The sequence below is a fragment of the Pseudomonas sp. PS01299 genome, from assembly GCF_029960145.1.
Classification (GTDB): domain Bacteria; phylum Pseudomonadota; class Gammaproteobacteria; order Pseudomonadales; family Pseudomonadaceae; genus Aquipseudomonas; species Aquipseudomonas putida_A.
In genome coordinates, this window is sequence record NZ_JASCPO010000001.1 from 75,829 (window position 1) to 96,390 (window position 20,562).

At 55.5% G+C, this 20,562-nt stretch carries 26 protein-coding genes; 7 read left to right on the forward strand and 19 right to left on the reverse strand.

The genetic code is table 11. The annotated features are described in order from the left end of the window. The 19 genes from QMX91_RS00395 to QMX91_RS00485 form a co-directional block, all read right to left on the reverse strand. On the reverse strand, positions 1 to 198 hold the full coding sequence (locus QMX91_RS00395; RefSeq protein WP_013100883.1) for a hypothetical protein: 198 nt from the start codon (positions 196 to 198) through the stop codon (positions 1 to 3). A 142-nt stretch (positions 199 to 340) separates the two neighbouring features. Beyond that, on the reverse strand, positions 341 to 472 hold the full coding sequence (locus tag QMX91_RS00400; protein ID WP_255311629.1) for a hypothetical protein: 132 nt from the start codon (positions 470 to 472) through the stop codon (positions 341 to 343). A gap of 1 nt (position 473) precedes the next feature. After that, the gene (locus QMX91_RS00405) at positions 474 to 680 is read right to left on the reverse strand and encodes a hypothetical protein (RefSeq protein ID WP_011077965.1); all 207 of its coding nucleotides are present in this window, start codon (positions 678 to 680) and stop codon (positions 474 to 476) included. A 271-nt stretch (positions 681 to 951) separates the two neighbouring features. Further along, complete coding sequence (locus QMX91_RS00410) at positions 952 to 1,086, reverse strand: hypothetical protein (RefSeq protein WP_013100880.1); 135 nt, start codon at positions 1,084 to 1,086, stop codon at positions 952 to 954. 398 nt (positions 1,087 to 1,484) lie between these two features. Then, entirely contained in the window at positions 1,485 to 1,730 is a 246-nt protein-coding gene (locus QMX91_RS00415; RefSeq protein ID WP_013100879.1) for a hypothetical protein, read from the reverse strand. 67 nt (positions 1,731 to 1,797) lie between these two features. Then, the gene (locus QMX91_RS00420; protein ID WP_033040893.1) at positions 1,798 to 2,046 is read right to left on the reverse strand and encodes a hypothetical protein; all 249 of its coding nucleotides are present in this window, start codon (positions 2,044 to 2,046) and stop codon (positions 1,798 to 1,800) included. 48 nt (positions 2,047 to 2,094) lie between these two features. Further along, the gene (locus QMX91_RS00425; RefSeq protein ID WP_013100877.1) at positions 2,095 to 2,481 is read right to left on the reverse strand and encodes a hypothetical protein; all 387 of its coding nucleotides are present in this window, start codon (positions 2,479 to 2,481) and stop codon (positions 2,095 to 2,097) included. A gap of 73 nt (positions 2,482 to 2,554) precedes the next feature. Further along, positions 2,555 to 2,971 carry a hypothetical protein gene (locus QMX91_RS00430; protein WP_282412121.1) on the reverse strand — a complete coding sequence of 139 codons (417 nt, stop codon included), beginning with the start codon at positions 2,969 to 2,971 and terminating at the stop codon, positions 2,555 to 2,557. A gap of 69 nt (positions 2,972 to 3,040) precedes the next feature. Further along, entirely contained in the window at positions 3,041 to 4,855 is a 1,815-nt protein-coding gene (locus QMX91_RS00435; RefSeq protein WP_033040889.1) for a nitric oxide reductase activation protein NorD, read from the reverse strand. An 80-nt stretch (positions 4,856 to 4,935) separates the two neighbouring features. Then, positions 4,936 to 6,135: a DUF3150 domain-containing protein gene (locus QMX91_RS00440; RefSeq protein WP_028622350.1), complete on the reverse strand. Its 1,200-nt coding sequence runs from the start codon at positions 6,133 to 6,135 to the stop codon at positions 4,936 to 4,938. 75 nt (positions 6,136 to 6,210) lie between these two features. Beyond that, complete coding sequence (locus QMX91_RS00445; RefSeq protein ID WP_028622351.1) at positions 6,211 to 7,179, reverse strand: AAA family ATPase; 969 nt, start codon at positions 7,177 to 7,179, stop codon at positions 6,211 to 6,213. Positions 7,180 to 7,272: 93 nt separating this feature from the next. Further along, positions 7,273 to 7,632 (reverse strand): hypothetical protein, encoded by a 360-nt coding sequence (locus tag QMX91_RS00450; protein ID WP_023049098.1) that lies wholly within the window; start codon positions 7,630 to 7,632, stop codon positions 7,273 to 7,275. 456 nt (positions 7,633 to 8,088) lie between these two features. Next, on the reverse strand, positions 8,089 to 8,817 hold the full coding sequence (locus QMX91_RS00455; protein ID WP_028622352.1) for a phospholipase D family protein: 729 nt from the start codon (positions 8,815 to 8,817) through the stop codon (positions 8,089 to 8,091). Positions 8,818 to 8,883: 66 nt separating this feature from the next. Continuing rightward, positions 8,884 to 9,687 carry a hypothetical protein gene (locus tag QMX91_RS00460; RefSeq protein ID WP_028622353.1) on the reverse strand — a complete coding sequence of 268 codons (804 nt, stop codon included), beginning with the start codon at positions 9,685 to 9,687 and terminating at the stop codon, positions 8,884 to 8,886. Further along, complete coding sequence (locus QMX91_RS00465; RefSeq protein WP_028622354.1) at positions 9,684 to 11,150, reverse strand: 3'-5' exonuclease; 1,467 nt, start codon at positions 11,148 to 11,150, stop codon at positions 9,684 to 9,686. Before QMX91_RS00465 ends, QMX91_RS00460 begins: the two co-directional genes overlap by 4 nt. Further along, a complete protein-coding gene (locus QMX91_RS00470) occupies positions 11,147 to 11,599 on the reverse strand; it encodes a hypothetical protein (RefSeq protein ID WP_043859625.1) in 453 nt (150 codons plus the stop codon). The genes QMX91_RS00465 and QMX91_RS00470 overlap by 4 nt, the downstream gene beginning before the upstream one ends. Positions 11,600 to 11,719: 120 nt before the next feature. Beyond that, positions 11,720 to 11,995 carry an HU family DNA-binding protein gene (locus QMX91_RS00475; RefSeq protein WP_043859655.1) on the reverse strand — a complete coding sequence of 92 codons (276 nt, stop codon included), beginning with the start codon at positions 11,993 to 11,995 and terminating at the stop codon, positions 11,720 to 11,722. A 6-nt stretch (positions 11,996 to 12,001) separates the two neighbouring features. Continuing rightward, entirely contained in the window at positions 12,002 to 13,147 is a 1,146-nt protein-coding gene (locus QMX91_RS00480) for a transposase (RefSeq protein ID WP_236466237.1), read from the reverse strand. A 118-nt stretch (positions 13,148 to 13,265) separates the two neighbouring features. Next, positions 13,266 to 14,756, reverse strand: a complete 1,491-nt coding sequence (locus QMX91_RS00485) for a DEAD/DEAH box helicase (protein WP_033045069.1) — start codon at positions 14,754 to 14,756, stop codon at positions 13,266 to 13,268. Between the two features lie 262 nt (positions 14,757 to 15,018). On the opposite strand from QMX91_RS00485, the gene QMX91_RS00490 reads away from it, so the two are divergent. From QMX91_RS00490 to QMX91_RS00520, 7 genes are all read left to right on the forward strand, one after another. Continuing rightward, positions 15,019 to 15,564, forward strand: a complete 546-nt coding sequence (locus tag QMX91_RS00490; RefSeq protein WP_047297036.1) for a hypothetical protein — start codon at positions 15,019 to 15,021, stop codon at positions 15,562 to 15,564. Positions 15,565 to 15,670: 106 nt separating this feature from the next. Beyond that, positions 15,671 to 15,967 (forward strand): hypothetical protein, encoded by a 297-nt coding sequence (locus tag QMX91_RS00495; protein WP_047297035.1) that lies wholly within the window; start codon positions 15,671 to 15,673, stop codon positions 15,965 to 15,967. 517 nt (positions 15,968 to 16,484) lie between these two features. After that, the gene (locus tag QMX91_RS00500) at positions 16,485 to 17,366 is read left to right on the forward strand and encodes a prohibitin family protein (protein WP_047297031.1); all 882 of its coding nucleotides are present in this window, start codon (positions 16,485 to 16,487) and stop codon (positions 17,364 to 17,366) included. A 73-nt stretch (positions 17,367 to 17,439) separates the two neighbouring features. Then, complete coding sequence (locus QMX91_RS00505; protein ID WP_047297029.1) at positions 17,440 to 18,120, forward strand: hypothetical protein; 681 nt, start codon at positions 17,440 to 17,442, stop codon at positions 18,118 to 18,120. A gap of 26 nt (positions 18,121 to 18,146) precedes the next feature. Next, positions 18,147 to 18,677, forward strand: coding sequence for a dual specificity protein phosphatase family protein (locus tag QMX91_RS00510; protein WP_080963868.1), 531 nt, complete (start codon positions 18,147 to 18,149; stop codon positions 18,675 to 18,677). A gap of 271 nt (positions 18,678 to 18,948) precedes the next feature. Further along, positions 18,949 to 19,692, forward strand: a complete 744-nt coding sequence (locus tag QMX91_RS00515) for a hypothetical protein (RefSeq protein ID WP_047297025.1) — start codon at positions 18,949 to 18,951, stop codon at positions 19,690 to 19,692. Positions 19,693 to 19,769: 77 nt separating this feature from the next. Further along, positions 19,770 to 20,462, forward strand: a complete 693-nt coding sequence (locus QMX91_RS00520; RefSeq protein WP_047297023.1) for a hypothetical protein — start codon at positions 19,770 to 19,772, stop codon at positions 20,460 to 20,462. Positions 20,463 to 20,562: the final 100 nt, after the last annotated feature.

A 20,562-nucleotide genomic window follows, 5' to 3' on the forward strand; every position in this document is an offset into this window, starting at 1 on the left:
TCATGCCTCAGGCACTACTAAGACCTGGCCATCACTCGGGATCAAGCGATGAATCACCGCCCATGATTTAACGAACCGGGTATCCGGATCGGAGGACGAAACAGTTCTGGCGATCTGCTCGGGGACTTTGAACACCCGTCCAGACTCGACCATCAGTTCTTTGAGTTCTTGGCAGAATAGTGCGTTTGCTGCGGTCATGTTCAACTCTCCAGGTGTGGGTGATCCCCAGAGCCCTTCACACGGAAGGGCTCTGGTGGATCACCCACGGAGGGTGACCACGCAGCGGTCTAGCCGAAGCTAGACTTGAATCCGTTCACTGGGCCAACCCCTGAGGGAAGGCTCAGTGGGCCTTGATGTTCGTGCCGTGCTTCTTGTCGAGACGGTCAGCGACCACATAACCGATCACGCCGGTTAGGGCCAAAGCACCGACAACGCCTACGATTGCGTAAACAAGCATCTGCATCGAGTCCATTTCATTCTCCTTTCGGATTGCTCATCGCTGTAATCAAGGATACCACCAAATCGGCGATCATCATTACCACGCCAAGCACCAGACAGAACGATACGACAAGCGGATGCGTTCCTGGTGTAACGATGGAAACAAAAGCGGCTGCCAACAAGCTACAGCCAACGCCCATAAGTGAAGCCTTAATCCAGTCGAATAGTATTTTCTTGTACATCTTTTTTACTCCTCAAAAAGACGAGGAGTCCCAACGGGATTCCCCGTCAGGGTTTAATTATTTCCAACTCCGAGCCGTTCGGCTGAGTTAGAAGAACAACAATAAAGCCATTTGCCTGCGAATAAATCGCATAGGCAAAGTTCGATTTTTCTGCCAACGATGATGCGCTGCGAACAGCGTCAATTGCGTTTACATGAAACATCGGGACGACCTCTTACGAAGCAAAGACTTCCAGTAAAACCGAAAGCTTTTTGCCAAGAGCCTTATTGAATCAAAGCGCGTGACGTGCCTTGATCATTTCTGCGGTGTGAGACTGCTGAGCAGTTTCAACGCCTGCATCGAACGCCTTGAAGCCAAGTTGAATGCCACCAACAACAAGAGCGGTAAGGACGATGAGAGTTTTCATGGTGTTCTCCGTTAGCAAAAGATGCAGACGGAGAACCACCCTGGCGGGAAGTAATCTCCCCGCTGCGGGTTTTTTATGCACGCAGAAAAACCAATATCCAGTTGCCTGGATGTCGATAATTTGAGTGCTATTTTTAAGCCGGTTTGAAAGCGTGGCTCTGCTTTTTGTGACTCATCACATACATGATGAGAACACTGCCTGAACGCATACACGTTTCAGGCCTTGGCGGACATGCTCATGCATGGCGCTAAGTTCTAAGCACAGAGGGCTCTGTGCTGGAGGGGTTCTTGAGAGCTCGACCTGAGGCCCGCTCTATGCCTGCGATGATACCAAACCGATGCCCTTTAACAAGATGGCGAACCAAAAAAAAGGGTGACCCGAAGGCCACCCTTTCACACTCATAGCCCATTAGGTGAGAACACCTTGTGGCCGCATTTATTCCGGAAACGGTCAACAACCATCTCCATTGGCTCCTCCAGCTTTATCGGCTGGAAAAAACCTTCTCCCCGCGAGTGCTTCAGGAGGATGACGCCCCCTGATGACAGCTCCCATAGGTGAACCTTTGTGCCCCCTTTGGTTACCCAAGCCTTACGGCTTATCGAGGCCTGGCCTTGCAAACGAGCAGCTTCGAGGATCGCGTTCATCGACTTCTCCATACATCCATGCAGGGAGAAGCCCCGCGGGGGATTTCTCCCCCTTGGGTTGTGTTTTTTAGAGTCCTGAATATCTGCTTTCGAGCTTCAATTTTTCTGGCGAAACCGGGAACCAGTAGCAATCCCAATCCAGAAAAACGAATGCATCAGGGCGAAACTCAGGATCGATCTCCCGGACGAATCCAAGGATTTTCTTTCCCTGGATTTCGACTCCGTATCCATTTGTCACCGTCACGGTATCGCCAAGGATGAAGTCGCATGGAACAGGCGCGGCTTTTGCCATCTTTTCTTCAACAAACCGGTGCATTTTCATCTCCATTTTCATGGAGAACCCCGCCGGGGTTCCCCGGTAGGGTTATTTGCAGATTGCGTTGGCCAGCTCTTCAGCGTGCAGCAGAGCGTACGCTCTTCGCTCCTGGCTCATGTATGGCCAGCAAGAGCCAACTGCGTCCGAATAGCTCCCGAAGGCATCAATCCAGTCCCAGTAAATGTTCTTGCTGTCCACACGTCGCATTTGGTCAGCAGCCGGACGAACAAGGCTGAAAACCTTGTACAGCTCGCCACGCTCAACCGCCTGCTTTACAACCTGAAGCTCGCCTTCCGTCATAGCCTTGCGGCAAACCTTCTCGACGAGAACGCCGGCAGCGCGTTTCAGCAGCCTTTCAACTAGCTTGACCACCTGATCGTTACGAGTAACGAACGTCCTGGCTTCGCCGGCCTGGGCATCCTTATAAGCATTCATCTGATTCTCCATTTCTACGAAACGCAGAAAGGGAGAAAGCCCGTAGGGGGCTTTCCCCCTATCGGGCTTCTATTTACTTAACCAGTTCTTTGGCTGCGATTTTCAATGTGGTAGCGCGAACATCTTCGAAGTCGCACATCATTGCTTCACAACAGACTCGGGAGCTAAACGGATGAACTTCGTCCGAAAGTACCCAATCCATTGCTTCGCGCCAATTCTGCTCACTGAGCTGAGGATGAATGATCTGCCTCAGAGTGATTTTCAGCAGGTATTCCCGCATCCACTCAACGTAATCATCGGTGATTTCGTCTCGTGTCCGCAGGGCTTCCAACTCAGCGTCTGACATTTCCAGAATGTCGAGAAATCCAAGTTGAAAGACTCGCGCATGGCTTGCCTTTCTCCGTGGTCTCCGCTCAAACGAGCGGCGCTGAATAATTACTTGTTCCCCAAACAGATCCAGCAAGGGCAACGCAGTCGCAGTATTTTCCATTTCAGACCTCCTCAAACCGACAGAGGCCTCCCACTAGGGAAAGCCCCTAGTGGGTTGAATGGTTATTTGTCAGGCAGCTAATGCTTCGCGAACAAGCTCAAAGAGCGAGTTCTTGAGATTCGCAACCTCCCCAACAGCACGGTATTGGCTGAACAATGCTTTCAGGATGTGCTCATTGGCACTTCCGAAACCAAGTCCAATCACTTCGATGCCGCTGACCTCACACCGCTGAATAAACTCTTTCGCTGCATGAGTAGTACCTGCGTTCGGTTCCCCATCCGTTATGACGAAAAGAATCTTCTTCTCGCCCTTCGCACGAAGAACTTCAACAGCAGCCGGCCACAGTGCTTGCGCAAGAGGCGTACCGCCCTCCGACATCACACCAAAGCCACCTTCGCTTACCGCCCTGATCAATCGCTCTTTCGGGCTCTTGATCAGTGCGCAGCGCTCAACGCCATCGTTTGCCTTGTTGGGAAACGACATCGCGCCGGTTGTCACCAGCGGAAGTCCCTCCAGCGCGCTTAGCACCGCATAGACTGCGGCTTCGGCCTGATCCATCGCAGACTTCATACTCCCCGACTTGTCGAGAAGAATCTGGATTGATGCAGACTGACGCTCTGCTCGAGACTTACTTCTAAACACCCGCGTTTCGCCGCCTTTCATCATGGCGATACGGCCAGTGTCGATCCTCTTGCCCTGCCGCTTCAGCCGAACACGGCAATCAACCTGCGCCTGTAACAGCCCATTAAGGCACTGTCGTAGACCGGCAGATTGCTCGATGCCCAATTGCACACGGCGGACGCTCGCTTGATCGGATCGGTTCCTCCCCCTCCCATCCAGAGAGAATGGTCGGAGCGGATTACCGTCGCGCACTGCCTTACGGCCTAGCAACTCACCCGCCTTGTCGCCAACTTCCGAGATCAACCCTTTCAGGTCGGCTTCGGTTGCATCCTTGGCCTGCTCGCGCAGGTTGCTGGCTTCTGGGGAAGGTTTGCCGCTGCCATTGCTGGACTGCGAGGTTTCTTGGCCATCGTCGCCGGCATTGCTGCCGCTACTTGGTTGGGATTGGTCTTGCGGCTCGGAGCCGGACTGGCCTCCATCAGATGTTTCCTGCTTGGATTCGGGTTGCCCCTCCTCTTTGCCTTCATCACCTGCACCCGCACCACCGTCTTGCTTCTGCTCCTGCTGCTGATCGCCTCCACCCGACTCTTGCGAGTCCTGAGGAGCACCCTCCGAGCCTTGCTCGGGCTGCGGTTGCTCATCTTCCTGCTCATCCTCTTGCGAAGGCAGCAGGTCGATAATCGCGTCCACCAGAGCGAGAACATCTGTTGTGCTCTCGCACGTCAGGGTGTTCTTCACCAGGGTCAGGATCTGATCCGTAAGGTCAGCCCCAAGAAGGGTCTCCATACGGGCCAGGTAGGCTTTTGCTGGAACCTCAAGCTGCGGTTCCTGGAGTAGCCAGTAACCGCCGTAGAGAATTCCGTTGTGAATCACATGGAGCGCCGGGCAGTCATCCACCTGCTCAGGCCGAAACGGCTCAAGCAGAACCTTGCGGTTCAGGTAGCGGATGTCCGACTCAGTACCTGGGTACTGATCCATGCTCAATCGTTCAATGCGGATGTCCTCAAGAATGTTCAGCAGATTCTTGCGGAAGGGTGTCGGGCATGAGTCGCGAAAGCAGCCCATGTCTGTGTTGCGGACATGGGAGCATTCATGTGCGATGTACCCGAAGGACAGCGGCAGATCGTCCTCGGTGAAGGGGACAAATACGTTTTTTCCATCTGTCTTAGCCTGGATACCCTCAACGTGCACTTTGACGCCAGTTAGCTCGGCAAGGTGCTGTGCATAGATCGGCAGAGTGCCGACCAGGGATTGATTGCTCATCGTTTATCTCCTTTCTCGCCACCGCGAAAAGGAGTAACCCCGCGAGGAGGGCTACTCCCACGCGGGGTTTGTTTGTGATGTCAGAACCAGAAGGTGCCGAAGGGCATATCGGGTTCGGACGGATTGATTACGAGGGGTTCTTCAGACTGCTCCACTGGAACGGATTCAGCTGGTTCAACAACCTCGGGTGTTGCTGGTACTTCGTTGATGCTGTCGTGACAACTCGGAGTAGCTACGCTTGCGCTCAGCTCTTCCTCGACCATCGTTACGGCATCCGCGGGTACTTCAGCATCAGGTACAGCAACAACAGCGACAGTCTCGGCCGGGGCCTCGATCTCAACTGCTGTAGGAGCCTCTGTTTCAACACCGGCCGGGGCCTCGGTTTCAACTGAAGGCAATGCTGGAACGAAGGCCATCGATGCATCTTCATGACCGTTGGCAATGTTCAGGTTTTTGATCAGCCGCTTGATCGAGTCCTCATCAGAAAGGGCCGACACAAGGGCTACAACGCTGTTGTACTGAGAGCCATTAACCACCCCGGACTTGGGGAGAGCCGCAAGGACTTCCTCAATGTGTTCGGTTAGGGCTTTGACCTCACTGGACAGGAACATCAGGCCGCGAAGCTTGGCGTTGATCTTCCGAACAGTGTTCAGCGTCGTTTGTGTGACATGGCCACGAGTGGCCAAGCCTGTTTCAAGCAAGCGCTCGGCTGTATCTGCCGTCTCAGCGTACAGCTGATCTGACAAACCACGGACCTGCGTACCCAGCGTGTTAGAGAGGTGCTTGTCGCCATCAGGGGAAACACGGCATGCCGCGTACCCAAAATGCATCCCTGCATCTACCTGCGCCTTCGGTGTCACCGAGGTGCGGATAGCATCACGCCATTCTTGCTTCTCCCAGCCCTTGTCGATCCACTCAGTGATCCAGCGTTCGTAGTTAGGGAGAAAGTTGTTTTTCAAGTCGTAGAATTGCGATTTGAGCGCTTCCAGTCGGTCAACAACCTCCTGGATCTTGTCCTGGGAAACTGCATAGCCACCGAGGAACCGCACACCACACTCTTCCACCACCTTTGTAGCCTGCCGCTTGATCTTCTCAAACGGTTTCAGCTTCTCCGGGTCGATTACACGCATCGAGCCGAGTGAAGCCAAAATAGCAGGAGGAATCTTCCCCTCCAGCATTTCAGGTTTAAGCTTTTTCCGAGCAGTCCACAGATGGATACCGGAAAGATCGACCAGCAGTAGTTGGTCTAGGATTTTGATCTCATTCTGTTGAATGGACATTTCACGATTCTCCTTTCTCACATGCATGAAAAAGGGGGAATCGCGCCCGGTGGGGGAGATTCCCCCTTAGGGTTTTTACACAGCAACTTTCCAATCGCCACCAAAGACACTCTGGGCGATCTTACGAATTGCTGTCTTCTGAACTAAATCGCAGCGATTGAGCAGCGATTCATCCAGCGAAAGTTGAAGCGGATTAGCCGCGCCCTGGTGAGTGTATCCACAAGAGATACGCCCCCAGCGAAGCAATGTCCGAGTGGACATCGTGACGCTTAGGTAATTACCACCTAACCCTTGATGTTGATTACGAATGGAGTTCGCAACCTTCACCATGTTTTTCGCCATCTCTTTCGGAAGCATTGGCAAAGCAGATATCAAAGTTGCTACTTCGTTATCAGCCTCAAGGTACGGAACCTCAAACACTCGGAAGCGATCCAGCGATGCCAGGTTCTGCTGCATGGTGCCAGCATGTACTCCCGATGCATCACCCTGTCCCGCCGTATTGCCGCAAGCGACAAACCGGAAGTTGGCATGAGGCTTCACAACCTCACCATTGTTTTCCGCAATCACCAAGGGTCTCCCCTCCATGACAGCGTGCAGACCTACAGTTACTGCCGGATCAAGCGTGTCGTACTCATCGAGCACGAACACAAACCCATTACGCATTGCTTGGGTCAGCGGCCCATCCACAAACTTCGTGTTCAGGTCGCCGCTCACCGGATCAGTGACAGGCAGGTTGTAACCAGTAAGCTCCGGCATTTCCATCCGACTATGTGCCGAAACGGTGATGCAGGGCCAATTAAGATGGGCAGTGACTTGCTCTACGAGCGAAGACTTACCCGATCCAGTTGGGCCGAGGAGCATGCAGCTATCCCCAAACGGAGCGTAGAGCCAACTCATGAACGGCTTGACCAGCATCTCGCGGAAAAAATACTTCTTCTTCGGCGCGACGTGATGCATCCACTGGTGTCCTTCTGCAAAACCTGGCGCTTGCGCGTTGGTATTGAAGCCGAACTCTTTCATCTCAACTTTTGCATTGAATTGCATTTTATATTCTCCGTTCTCGAAAGCAGTTGCCCAAGAAAAGGAGAATCCCCATAGGGGAAGACTCCCCCAGTGGGCGGTTTATTTTGTGCAGGTTTACGCAGCAACTACCAGATCAATCACAGACAGGCTGTCTTCACTGGTTTTTTTGGTGAAGCTTACGACTGGTGTGAGCCCGTGATAAACCAGCTCGGCACACAGCGAATGCATCATCCATGGCGGGCAACTGACCAGAACGGTAGTTGTGCCAGATTTTTTTGCTTCAGCAAGGGCAATTTCGGCAAGACGCTCAACGCGCTTTGCAACACTTTCCTTGGTCGGCAACACCGGGAAGAAAAGGAGATTACGAATCTCCTGAAATTCCTTCCAACTCGTAAGATTACGAACCCCGAAGGCTTCGAGTTCACGGGTAGTTTTAAACTTGGTCAGATTAACGACTTCGTTGGTATTGCTCATATTCTCAACTCCAGTTTTCAGAGCGGAGAAATCCCATACGGGTTTCCCCGCATGGGTAGGTTTTTAAGCTGATTAGAGTCGCAGCTAACGACCCGTGCCAGGCACGGACAAACATCTACGCTCATGCGTGGATGGTTGATTCTGGGGGGTAGCATAGGTCAGACGGACTTATGCTTACTTGAACAGCCCCGATCGGGACTGTGAGGGTTCTTGAGCTGCAATAGCGCGCAGCTTACGCACCTTTCGGTAGGGCCATGATGCCTATTTACAGGGATGCCTGCAACCCTCTGGGATCACGCAAATTTGCGGTCAAGCAGGCCCGGAGGAGAAAGAAAAGCCGCCCTTAGTCAGCCTTGGGCGGCTCGCTTATCGTGCTTCTGGGCCGGCTCACATCAGGTGAGGAATTCCATGGCATTCAGGCTTGCTTTCCGTGCCGGTCGGGCCTCGACACAAGCGTCAAAAATCAAAATCAAACGGCCATAAAAAGTAAAAACCGCCAGGCCCCTTCCGGAACTCGCCACCTGCGGATTTACCAAGGTCTGTCAGGTAATGCATGGTATCTCGAAGCTCGAGGTATCCCCCCGCAACAAGCCGATCCATCAGGTCTTTCGTCTTGATGCCCATTTTTGCAGCCAACTTTGCAGAGGTGAGCTTGGCCATAGCGCCTGAACCACCATCAGCCTCATCGGTCGATGCCGATGCTGCCTGAGCAGCAGCGCCACCGCCTTCGACCTTGACGACCATTTCCATTGCAATACGCACCTCATCGCTTACACGGACAATACGCTGAGCCTCGTCGTAGGCATCGCGGTAGCACTCCGAGTCAGCCTCCCGGGTCAGCAGGATGCCCATCTCGTTGTTATTGACCTGGCTGAACTCGTAGAGGTTGAGGCTCGTGATGATGGCCACTTCTTCGTTGAGGTAGCACTTGGCATGCAAATTCTTGCAGAAGCTCGTGCGAACGAAGGTCAGGGCCTTGAGCCAGTTAATTTCCTGAGGGTTGAGCTCGCTCTTGCCGTAGACGATCCGCACGTCAATCTTCATGCGGTTTTTGTCTTCCAGCAGCTCGCGGATGCGATCATTGATTTTGAGGAACGGGCTGATCAGGATCAGCCGCTCTTTGGCGTTCTTGATCAGCTCCTCCAGGTAGTAATTGGTAGCGCTGGTGTTAAGAAACTTGGGCATATAATTTCCTTGACTTCGTGAATTGCTCGGGCCTAATGCACCCGCGATTGCATGCACCATAAGTGCTCAAACATGGCCACGGGCTCCATCCCAGAAGGATTTTAGATGGAAGAAAAACGCTGGGAGCAGGATCAGCACTAAGCTCGCTACTACAGATAGGGTCACCACCGTCACCGCGCCGTTGAGTGCATGCCACATGCCGATCTCGAGATAGCGCGTCCCCAGATCCGCTGCCTTGATGATGAACGCCATTGCTACGCCTTCTCCTTGGAATGGGATCATCTGGAGCAAGAAAATTAATCCGCCGAAAGCGACCGCGATGATCGCGAATCCCTTGAGACCCAGGGCGGTATCGGCTGTGCTTGGGATGGCGTGCATCGAGATAACCAGGACGAGTAACGCCAGAGCAAACCCCTGCAATGAGCCAGTACCCAAGTCGACGATCGCGGTAACAGAACCGGTGGCCACAGCGCCGATCCAGACAACCAACGGCACCAATCCCTGGTCGGGAAGGCTCTGATCGTATGATGTGCCAAGGGAGATAACGGCGATTGCGCCCCCGGCCAACAAGGGCGCTATGCCCTGAACAAGGAGACCAATCGAGTTGCGCAGAGAAAACGGGCTGTAGGAAAACTCGACGTAGCCCAGCTGCCCAGTGATTGCATCCGGTGCGAATAGAGCAAGCTTCCTGATTCGCAGGCCGAAGAGCAGGCATGCAATCGCGTGCGCCATTTCATGTACAGGCCCGCCGATGATTCCAGTGTTCCGATAGACGATCCACGTCTTTACCGAAAACTGTGACACCAGCTTACCCCAGACAAAAATCGCGCCGGCCGGCACCAGTAAAAGCGCGAGATAGAGGTAGATCATGCGCGCTGCCCCGCTGCTGCTTCCATCTCCCGCTTGGCCTCAGCGTGACTTTTTTGGATCACGACCTGGGTGATGCTGTTGATCACCAACACCTTCTTTGCTCTTGTGGCTGCGACATAGAGCAAATTCAACTCATCAACCCGCTGATCAGGGGTGATCTTCTCTTCGTCGAAGATGTCTGGGAAATCTTCTTCCAAGACAACCACATCCCACTCCAGCCCCTTCGAGCGGTGGCAGGTGCTCACAATCACATCTGCATCAAGAGGATCATCTGTTGAGTTGCGGCGTAGCGCCGAGATCAACTTCGGAATGTCGTTGTGCTCCTTGAGTATCCTGAGCATCCGATTCATCTCGGCATCCTTCGACTCCTCTGCCGCTTCGGCAAACCCTCCAAAGTCGCTGAACTGCCCGAAAAGGCGCTTGTTGCGGATCTCATCCTTGCGGCCGACCTTCAGATGGTAAACATCCTCGAGGTCGGAGATTTGGTATGCCTCAATCCCCCCGTTCCAGTAGACAACTTGGCCGTCAGATACAGCATCAATGGCCGTCATGATCACGCCGATCACCGTGCGGTTGAGCACGGTGTAGTGGTTACATCCAGAGGGCAGCGATGTCGTCACTTTGTCGCGGGCACCAAACCCAACCAGGGGACGTGTTTCCCCTTGCTGTTTGAGGATCGCATTGGCTACGCCGGCAATCATCGGCCCGAACCGGAACGAGTTGGTCAAGAACATCGACGCCGCGCCCTGCACAATCTGCGTATCCAGCGCGTTCTCAGCCCCTCGCCAACGGTAGATCTGCTGCCATTTGTCGCCGACAAATATCTTCCTCGCCTTCTGACCAGCGACCAGGGAGGCAGTTACGGGGTTACTGTCCTGCGCCTCATCGAAAAGGATCACGTCATATGGCAGCTGGGGATTACTGAGCTGGAAGAGCTTCAGGTATGCGTCATGCTGGCAGGGGAATTTGCTCTCGGTATCGATCATCTCGTCCCAGAGTTTCTGGGCAGAATTTATCGTCCGGTCGAGGTGATCGGCTCCGTGCTCCGCTGCCTCTTCCTCGCTGAGCGCAGCAAAATAATGCGCCTCACTGATTTCTTCGTCAGCGCTCGAAAGGTAGGCATTGAGCACAGCGATAGCGTCTCGAACATCTCCCCAGTTCCGTGTTTTGAGGAGCCCGGCAGCATCCGTCAGACGGATATTCCCGAGCTTGTGCTGATAGTGTCGGCCAAACTGCGGCCAGGCCAACTGGTGGGATGTCTTGCACACTACGTTTTTCGGAAACTTCTCCGCGCCTTCATCCCGGATAGCGCGGTTGTACGCCAGATAGAGCATGCGCAAGTGGCTGTGATGGTTGGCATAGGCAACAAGCGTTGTCGTCTTGCCGCACCCGGCATAGGCCTTCACCACCAGATGGTCACCTTGGTATTCGATGATGGGGAGCTGTTCTGCGGTCGACTTCATTGAGGCGACTCCATTCTGTTTTTTGCACATTTGCCGCCGTAGACAGACAGCGCTGCTAAGCACCAGAACGAAAACACGGCATCAATCAGGTCGCCCATTGGTAGATGGCGAACAACCAGGGCTACCGGCTCTGTCACCACCAGGAACGTCGCATACCCTGCAACGGCATGCATTCCGAAGGTGCGTAAGGCCGCTGCAATGAGAAGGGCAAATAGTGCGCAAGACACCAAGCTATGCGTGGAGCTGGAGCTTGGGGCGAAGTGGGTACAGGCGACGACCATGCCAACCGCTACTGCCATCAAGCCAGCAGTGTGACGACTGGATATCGAGCGCAGCTCTTCGCCGCTGTGCCTGAACGTCAGAATCATGACCGCGTGCGAGCCGATGCCTGCCAGGTAGTCAATGAGTGGTGATCGGCATATCGCCGGAAGATATTTTTCGCTGGGCATGTGAGTCTCCTTAGGTGAGGAGATCGTTTCATGCAGGTCGCTGGGAAAGGTCTGGTTTCGGGCGGTTTTTTGGTCTGAATTACGCAGACGCCGCCCCAGATCGGGGCGGCTGGCGGGGGCTTACTGGTTGACGCGATCCTTGAAGGACTTGCCAGGGGTGAACTTTGGCTTGATCGAGGCAGCGATGGTGATCGGAGCCCCGGTAGACGGATTACGGCCCTGACGCTCGGCCTGCTTGGTTGACTCGAAAGTACCAAAGCCCACGAGGCTAACCTTGTCGCCGCCGGCAACGACATTTTGAACCGTCGAGATGAGGCTGTTCAGCACCTCTCCCACGGTTGACTGGCTGTGCCCGCTTTCGTCGGCAATCGCTTTCACGAGTTCTTGACGATTCATTCGCTTTTACTCCTTGGTTGTTGAAAATCGCATGGGTGTTAAGTCCCAGCTGAAAGCAGTGAAACATGGCTCTGGTTGACATCCTCCCCGGCCTAAACGCCGGAAGATTCCCTCTACAGGACGCTCATGCCCGAGCGCGAGAATGTTCCTGGCCGCGTTCACATCGCGGTCGTGAGTGACACCGCACTCACAGATCCATTCCCTTATTCCAAGCCCTGCGATACCTCTCGGCCTGCTGGCGGGCAATGCACCGCAACAGCTACAGGTTTGGGTGGTGTACGCCTCGTTCACGACCCTGAAGACGATGCCTGCGTGCGCGCATTTGTAGGCCAGCATCGTTTTCAGTTGACCCCAGCCGGCATCGAGCACCGACTTGGCCATGGTGGTTCTGACGAGTTTCTGCGGGCTGACATCGCCCACGATGATCATGTTGCAGCGCTCGACCAGCGAGCGGCTGAATTTGTGCAAGGCATCCTTGCGCCGATTGACGATCTTCGCGTGGATGGCCCGCACACGAGCCTTCTTGTCGGCACGCTGGGCTTTCGCCAGCCTGGGCTCCAGGTCGCGGTAGAAACGGCCGTTCTCCAGTCGCTGCCCGTCGCTACAGGTGGCCACGTCCTTCAGGCCCAGGTCGATGCCAACTGCCCCTTGCCCCGCTGATAGCTGGGTATCCAGCTCGACGACGACATTGAAATACCAGCGGCCTCGAGCGTCTTCGCTGAAGCTGCCGGAACGGAAGCGGTACTGGCCCAGCCCGTAGCTGTCCCAGACCTTGAAATAGTACCCGTTGTGGTAGATCTGGCCATTCTTCCAACTGGCAGCCGCGGTGTTGAACGGCACCCACCCGAGCGACCGCCGCACACCACCAGACTTGCGCCAGTTCAGCCTCGCCTTGCGATACTGCTTGCGCCGGGTGACGTATTCAGCCGCGACGTATTGCAGCGTCTGGCTATGCAGGCCAAGTTCCTTACCTGCGCCCTTGGTGTACGGATGCAGATCAAAGGCAGACAGAAACACCCCACGCTCACGGATTGAGCGATGGCTGAGTTCATTCAGGTAGTTCCAGACGAAATTCACGCTGCGCGCCATCTGCCGCAGCAGCGGGGCGTGCTTGTCTCGAACGCGAACTTGGAGGGTCTTCGTGTGGTTCATGGTTCCACTCTGCCACGGCTTATCTAAAACCCAAGGGTCGCTACGCGGCACGCGCTATTCAGCCCCAGCCTGAACGCCAGGGTTTTCCGCGCAGCCTAGATAATCCCAAGCCGCCGGCTCACCCGAATCGGCGTTTGCTTTTGGCGCGACGGACGTTATAGCCCTTCACCCAGCTTTTCATGTCTTCACTCGGTGGTTTGGGTTGCACGGTACCGATCCATGCGCGATCTGGCAGCTCTTTCATGTATGCCTGGTATGCGTACTGAGCCCACCCGTCTTTCTTGCCGGTCTCACGGGCGTACCCAAGCAGCTCGCAGAAAGTGTGCTGTTTACTGGTCGGCCCGAGCACTTTGCGTCGATCGTCTAGCTTCACCAGTTTGCCGGTGGCCACCGCCACCCCATCCGGTATTACGATTTCGTTGCCACACTTCGGACAGAGCAATCCGCTGAAAACAAAGCTGCACTTCGGACATGGCTTGGTTTTTTTCTCCTGATCGCCTTTGTCCTGCGGGCGGCGGTCAAGACGCTCCCCTTCCCCATTGTCCATGGCGTCGGGCACCTCGTCCGTTGGCTTCCCGTTAAGCAAGAGGTTCCCGGAGTGGTCAATGATAATGCAGTCGATTTTTCCAGTTTCAGGCGAGAGTCGCAGCCCGCGGCCAATCATCTGGTAGTGAAGCATCAGGGACTTGGTAGGCCGCGCTATCACGAGGCAACTGGTCGAGGGGTCATCAAACCCCTTGATCAGCATAGCCACTGAGACCAAGACCCTTATCTTGCCCGCCTTGTACTGGCGCAAGATCTCCTCGGTCTCATGCGGCGGCATATAGCCATCGATATGAGCTGCGGCAACCCCAGCTTTTAAAAACTCAGCAGCGAGCTTCTTGGAATGCTGGACGTTGCAGGCGAAAACCATTGTTTTGCGGTTTTCACCCAGTTCTTTCCAGTGCGTTACCACGTCACCAAGCAGCTTGGCGTCACCCATGACCGTGGCAAGCTCGTCCTCGATCCAGTCACCATTCGGCTTCGTGCTCACCCCCTTCAGCGAAGGCACGGAGGGCGCGTAGCACTGTGTAGGGACAAGGAAACCTTGGTCTGTCAGCTCGGAAAGGGAGATGCAGTTGACCAGTCTGTCAAAGATGCGGCCCAGGCCTCGCCGCCATGGGGTAGCACTGAGCCCAATAACTGGCACCTTGTTCCGCCGGCACCACGTGATCAGCTCAATGTGGGCTTCGTGGATGACATGCGCCTCGTCAATGAGAACAAGGTGTGGTTTGTGGTGGTTGAGCATGTAATCCAGTCGCGGACGCAAGCTCTGGATCGTTGCGACCTGGATGGGCTTTCGGTAGTCAGTGCAGGGATGGTCTGACTGAATTGCACCGGCGACCAAACCATCTTTGTGGAACCGCTCAAGCGTCTGATCGAGCAGCTTCACGCTGTCGACGATGAACCAGGCCCTCCGGTTCTTCGCCTGCGCACCGGCAATGATGTGCTTGGCCACCTCTGTCTTACCGGAGCCCGTTGGACTCATCAGCATCTGAATGATCGCGCCAAGGCTTATGCCCTTGCGGAGTTCAAAATCCTGCTGTTGTTGGTAGGGTCGGAGCTGCATCGAGGTTTCCCGCTGTTAGAACTACAGGTAGGAAACCATCGCTTCGAAATAACCCAAGTCAGGTGCTCGATCCGTGGGAAGGAGACGGCAACAGAGCGCAGCCAGATTGAGGTGGATATTTTTTCCTGCTAAAGCGTGCCGATACAGGCCTTCCGTGTTACTCGCATCTCGACTTGGGTTTTCCGGCCGGCGTGCGACTGTGCTCGACAGTGCCTGAGCTTTCGCACAGGCGTCGACGCAGGCCAAAAGATAGGAGCCATAGATGGATGACGTAGGAAAGGCGCGTGCTCGCAAGTTTGCCGAGTCGCTGCGCGATGCAAGCTGGGTTATCGATGACGAAGCAGCCGGTGCACGAAATGCCGTTGGATTCTGGCTGTACTCATACAACCTGGTTGCTGGTCCCCGGCTCGTTGGTCAGCTGACGCTGGATGGCTACCGAGCAATGCAGGGCGGTGAGGATCTGAAGAATCTTGACGGACTTCAGCCCGCTGATGTTCTCGGCGCGACCCTCAGCGCCTATGACGCTCTGCCGCAGCAGAGCCGCAATGCTCGGGAGTCGCAAACCGTCATATCAGCGCTGTCGCTATACGCAAGCTCAACTATGACCTGGCAGGCGCTGCCGGCTCTCAAAACTGGAGCCCACCAACACTTCATGGTGTTCGATTGGCTCACGGCCTCCGGCAAGAGGATTTTTCGCCCCGCCGCCGCAATCACCGGTTCCGTTCTTGCTCCTGAAATCCTGACCGACTTCAGTAAGCAAGTGCTCACCGCCCATTTGTCGAAACACCCCCACGAAACGCCTTACTAACCCCCAAAACTACAGGGACTTTGCTCATGCCAACACGCGGTTGGATCTTGGGATTCTCAACGATCGTGAGAGAAGGAGGCAGATCAACCTATACGGAGAACCATTTATGCAGGTCGTCACGCCCCAAGCCCGGCATCAGGCTGGACTTACCCTCAGCCTGGCCATTGGAGTTACTGGCTCACCACAAGCGCTTTCTCGACTGAAGGCCAAGCTCGAATTAGCTGTTGAGGATGCTTTGCAAGATCTCTCCCAACAGGCCAGCAATGAGCTTGGAATTGAGATCGGTCGCTGCAACATAGAAACGTCCATCTCCCAACCAGAGCGCGACGGTTCGGCGGAGCAGCTGGGAGTCCCCTCGGGGTCTGCATCCTCAGCTCCCCTGAAAGCAGGATCATGCCTGTGAGCGCCGCATCCGCCGTGACACATCACCTCGAGCACGAGCGCTTTGTAGTGCGGGATATCTCTGACCAGTATGAAGCTCCGACCTTTGACCTGATTTTCCGAGACCAGGAGCACGGAGTTGAGCGTTGCTCCGACAGCGTGTGGAGTTCGCACGAGCAAGCCTCGGTAGCAGCGGAGGCACTGGAAAAGGCGGATCGCCGTCCAGTTCACTGGGGTGTGTTGAAGAGCCTCTAAACGGGGGCCCATAGAACTCAGGCGACCATTTGTGTCGCCTTTTTTTCGCGCTGTCAGCCCCTACGACTCAATCCGCCAGGTAGCCGGCCGTATCGAGGTGACTTGGGTTTTTCAGGCATGCCTATAGCGTGGCCAATGCAACGCGACCGAAACCGAGGAGAAAAACACCGCACAACCGCAAACAGCGTAGCCCGCTTTCAGGCGATAAAACCGCCTGAAATCGGGACATTCTTCAGCCAATACCTAACAAACTATCCGCCGACCAACCACCAAGGATCATCAGTATGCAATTCAACAATTTCTCATCCTCCTCCAAATCTCCCCTGGCTCTCGGCTCGATTGCCGTTGTGGCCGTTATTGGTGTGGGTCTGCTGCTGGGTTCGTTTTATACCGTCGACGAGAAAGAGCGCGCAGTAGTCCTGCGCAACGGAGCCTTTATGGAGGTGGCAGATCCTGGGCTGCATTGGAAAATCCCCTTCATCGACAGCGCCAAAGCGATCTCGATACAGAACAACGCCACCAAGTGGGACGGCTTGCAGGCGTACAGCCGTGACCAGCAGGCTGCAACGCTGTCGGTCTCGGTCAGCTGGCACGTGCCGGCAGGCGAGGTCGCGGAGGTCTACAAGGGCTACGCCGATCTGGACGGCCTGCTGACAAGGGCAATCAGCCGCCATGTCCCGACACAGGTAGAAAACGTCTTCGGTCAGTACACCGCCGTCAACGCCGTACAGCAACGGGGCAAGCTGGTTGCCGATATCGCCGCCGCAATCAAGGGCGCAATCAGTGGACCGGTGGTGATCGACAGTGTGCAGGTCGAGAACATCGACTTCAGTGACGCCTACGAGAAGTCGATCGAAGAACGCATGCGCGCTGAGGTTGCCGTGAAGACTCGCGAGCAGCAACTGGCCACTGAGCAGATCCAGGCGCGGATTGTCGTCACCCAAGCCCAGGCTACCGCGGATTCGGCACTGGCCGCCGCACGTGCCGAAGCGGAAAGCATCCAGCTGCGCGGTGAAGCGGAAGCAAAAGCCATCGACGCCCGCGCCCGCGCCCTGGGCAGCAACCCCGGCCTGGTCGAGCTTACCAAAGCCGAGCGCTGGAACGGCGTGCTGCCTACCACGGTACTCCCAGGCGGAACCCTGCCGTTCATCGACGCCAAGAAGTAATCCTTCCTCCCACACAAGAAGCCCGCAAGCCTGACCAGCTCGCGGGCTTTGTCATTGAAAAAGGAATCTACCAATGTCCACAGAAATTCCCTCTTCCGGTATGCCCAAGCTGGCCCTGCTAACTCAGGCTGAAAAGCTCATGAGCATTGTCATCGCGGCGGCTGGCTTGCTGATCTTCGCGTGGCTGGCGATCTGCGTCCTCGCATCCGCCTGGTTGACCTTCCAGGTGCCGATCACCAACGAAGATATGCGGAACGCATCGTTCCTCAGCCCTCGAGTTGGTCTTTACTGGCATGGCTCCGTAATGGGGGGACTACTCGCGCTGTATGGGCTAGGGCAACTGCTAAGTCTGCGCGTGGCCGGCTTCTTCCTGATCGTGCTGGGCATGTCCTTCATCTTCGCAACGTCCGAGGTAAGTGCTCTGCGTCAAGGCATCTTGGACGGTGATATGAAAATCGGCTGTTTCAGCTACGAGTCACTGGAGTGTCGGAAAATGCTCAAGCTGCCAGAGGGTGACGGACAATCCATCTACCGCAATCCGAGCCAAAAGAGAGGGGGTGGTTACGCGCCATGGTATGAGCCGATCCGGGCACATTTGCATACCAAGGTTACGGCGCTGCTGCCAAACACCATTCCCGGTGTTGCTTTTCTTCAGAGCCCGGTCATCGCCGCGTTTCATGTCGGCAAACTACAGAACGTAGTGGAAGCCCAGCGCAGCGATGTATCGAAATTCAGGGCCTCGGTAACCCAGTAGACATGCCGGTGGCAACGGAGAGAAAAATGCACCGAACCATACCCAGCTGCACCTTCTTATCGCGCAGCGAGGCTGAAGCATACTCGCCAGGCCCTGACTGCCATCTGATATCGATATCTGATGGCCTTGAAGATCAGGCCTGCATCGACGAAGCACGCTGGAAGAGCGTGAGCTACCACCACTTCATTGATGCTGGCTTTGACGAAGAAGTCATTGAGATATACGGGCCAGATTTTGAGCGGAATTACGTCGATTACCTGCTCAGCAGCAAGGCTGACGTGCTGCGGGAGCGCATACGAGAAATTGCAGATAGAGGGGAAAATATCGCTGTCAATTGCCAGGCCGGCCGATCCCGCAGTGCCGCGGTTGCTTTGTTTATCAGCAAACATCATGGGTACCAGCTGCATAAGCCGACCCCAGACGCAAACCAGTGCGTCTACCGGATGTTGGCCAACGATGTTCGCCTGATGGCAGCCTACCGTGCAGCATGCACCCCAGTGGAACCAGAAGCGCCGAGGCGAAGCCTTCTCTCGGCAATCAAATCGCTGTTCTCCTGAGAGAGCAGAAGACCGCAGCGAGTCATGGTAAATTAGGCCCTGGGCAGCTTCATGGTAGAAGCTACGCTCCCAAGGCACTCCTCCCCCCTCCTGTCTCGTCTGTGGTGTCGCTGAAGCTGCTCGTTTTATTACCGGAGCCCGCCAGGCTTGCCCTCGGCGGGCTTTTCTTTGAGCAACGCACTGTCGCTCCACCAGCCATTGGGTTTTCGGCTAGCCGCAGTACGCTCATAGCTGAATCTTTTGTCACCCACATGCAGTCAAGGAACGGATCATGAATGTTGAAACAACGCGAGCGGCTTACATCGAAGATCGCCGGCAGACAGAGGCCGAGCGCAAGGCCCGTGCCGCCGAAAAGCTCAAAAATCACCAGTACACCTGCCTGGTGAAGCAGGCCGACGTTGAGGTCTGGCGTTGCAAGGCCGAGAGCACCACCGCCTATGCCTTCGACATAATGATGACCCGGTTCGGAATCGCCGTTGTCGGCGATATCGGCGACCTGACGTTCAGTGTCGGCCTGGGCTATGGCATATCGTTCCTGGCGGGCGATGACGTCACTTACTACCTGCACACCAAGCTCAACGAGTCCCACAAAAAGCAGGTATTCAGCACAACCCTATTCCGTCAGGTGCTGGTGTCGAGCATCTGCAGGGCGTTGCATGACGAGTGCTCTGAGGAAATTTGGGACACCCTGCCGGCGTGGGCTCAGGATGCTGATCTGGTTCGTGGTTCGCACTGGCAGGAGTTTCGGGCGCTGACCCTGATTCATCGCCGCGACCTCGATAATGGCGATGATCGCTGGATGCACTGGGACGACCTCTTTGATACTGCCGAACAGATCGGCTGCACCGAGGAAGCGCACCAGTTCATGCGCGACAATGCCGAGGTGCTTTGCCTGGGTGAAGAATGGTACGAGCACCGCATAACGAAGACCTGCGACAGCCTTTATGCTCAGCTCTACATGATCAACCACGCGGCCAAGGCGATCATGTCTCAGGCCGATCAAGCGGCCGCTTGACGGAAAACGCCCAGCCCCCCAAGCCCCGACTTCGCCGGGGCTGAGCCAGTAGAAGAGCCTAATCCAGAGGATGAGTCATGGTTACAGCAGCACACTATGTCGCAAATGCGAAGGAACTGTTGACCGATTTTGGCGTGCACCAAGTCGCTGAAGGCGTGTGGTCATTGACTGACGTGCAAACGGCCAGTGAAGCCTACATTCACCATTCCCAGCAGCCGGCAGCTCTGGCCGCATACGCAGCTGTGAACCCTACGTTTGCTGCTGGTCGGTTTCCAAGCTACGCCCTGGTTGATCTGGTCGACAAGATCCCGAGCATGGATTACGCAGAGTATGCGGCACTAGCCATCGTATGCGGTGCGCAACTGCCATCCTTCGATGGTTCCGATGCTCGAGCACGCATCTTCGGTCATGCTGTTTGGGGCATCGTCGACAAGTATCAGCTCCAAGGGTGTTTTGAGCGGCACGATCAAAAATACCCAAGCAATGGGGATCACTACAGCATGCGTCCCCGTGGCTATGACTGGGCCGGTGACTGGAGTGCGATCCCGGATGCACTCAAGGCCATGCGCAAGTCCTATCGCTCCATGACTCCTCTCCAGCAAGTGATGACGCTGACAATCATGCACCTGTACCGCCAAGGGAAGGACAAGATGTTCCTGACTGGCGGCTGCCCCACAAAGATCCACGCGGCCGAGGCACTGAAAATTCTTCGCGAGCATTCGGCTCTGTCCGACTGGGGTCACCTGGTCACGAACTACGCCGGCTGGTAAGGAAAACCGCACCAGGTACCCCCCAAGCCCAGCCCTAATCGAACTGGGCCGAGGCAGCTGAGAGAGGCGCGATTTTCGCGCCCGCGAAAGTGAAGGAAAG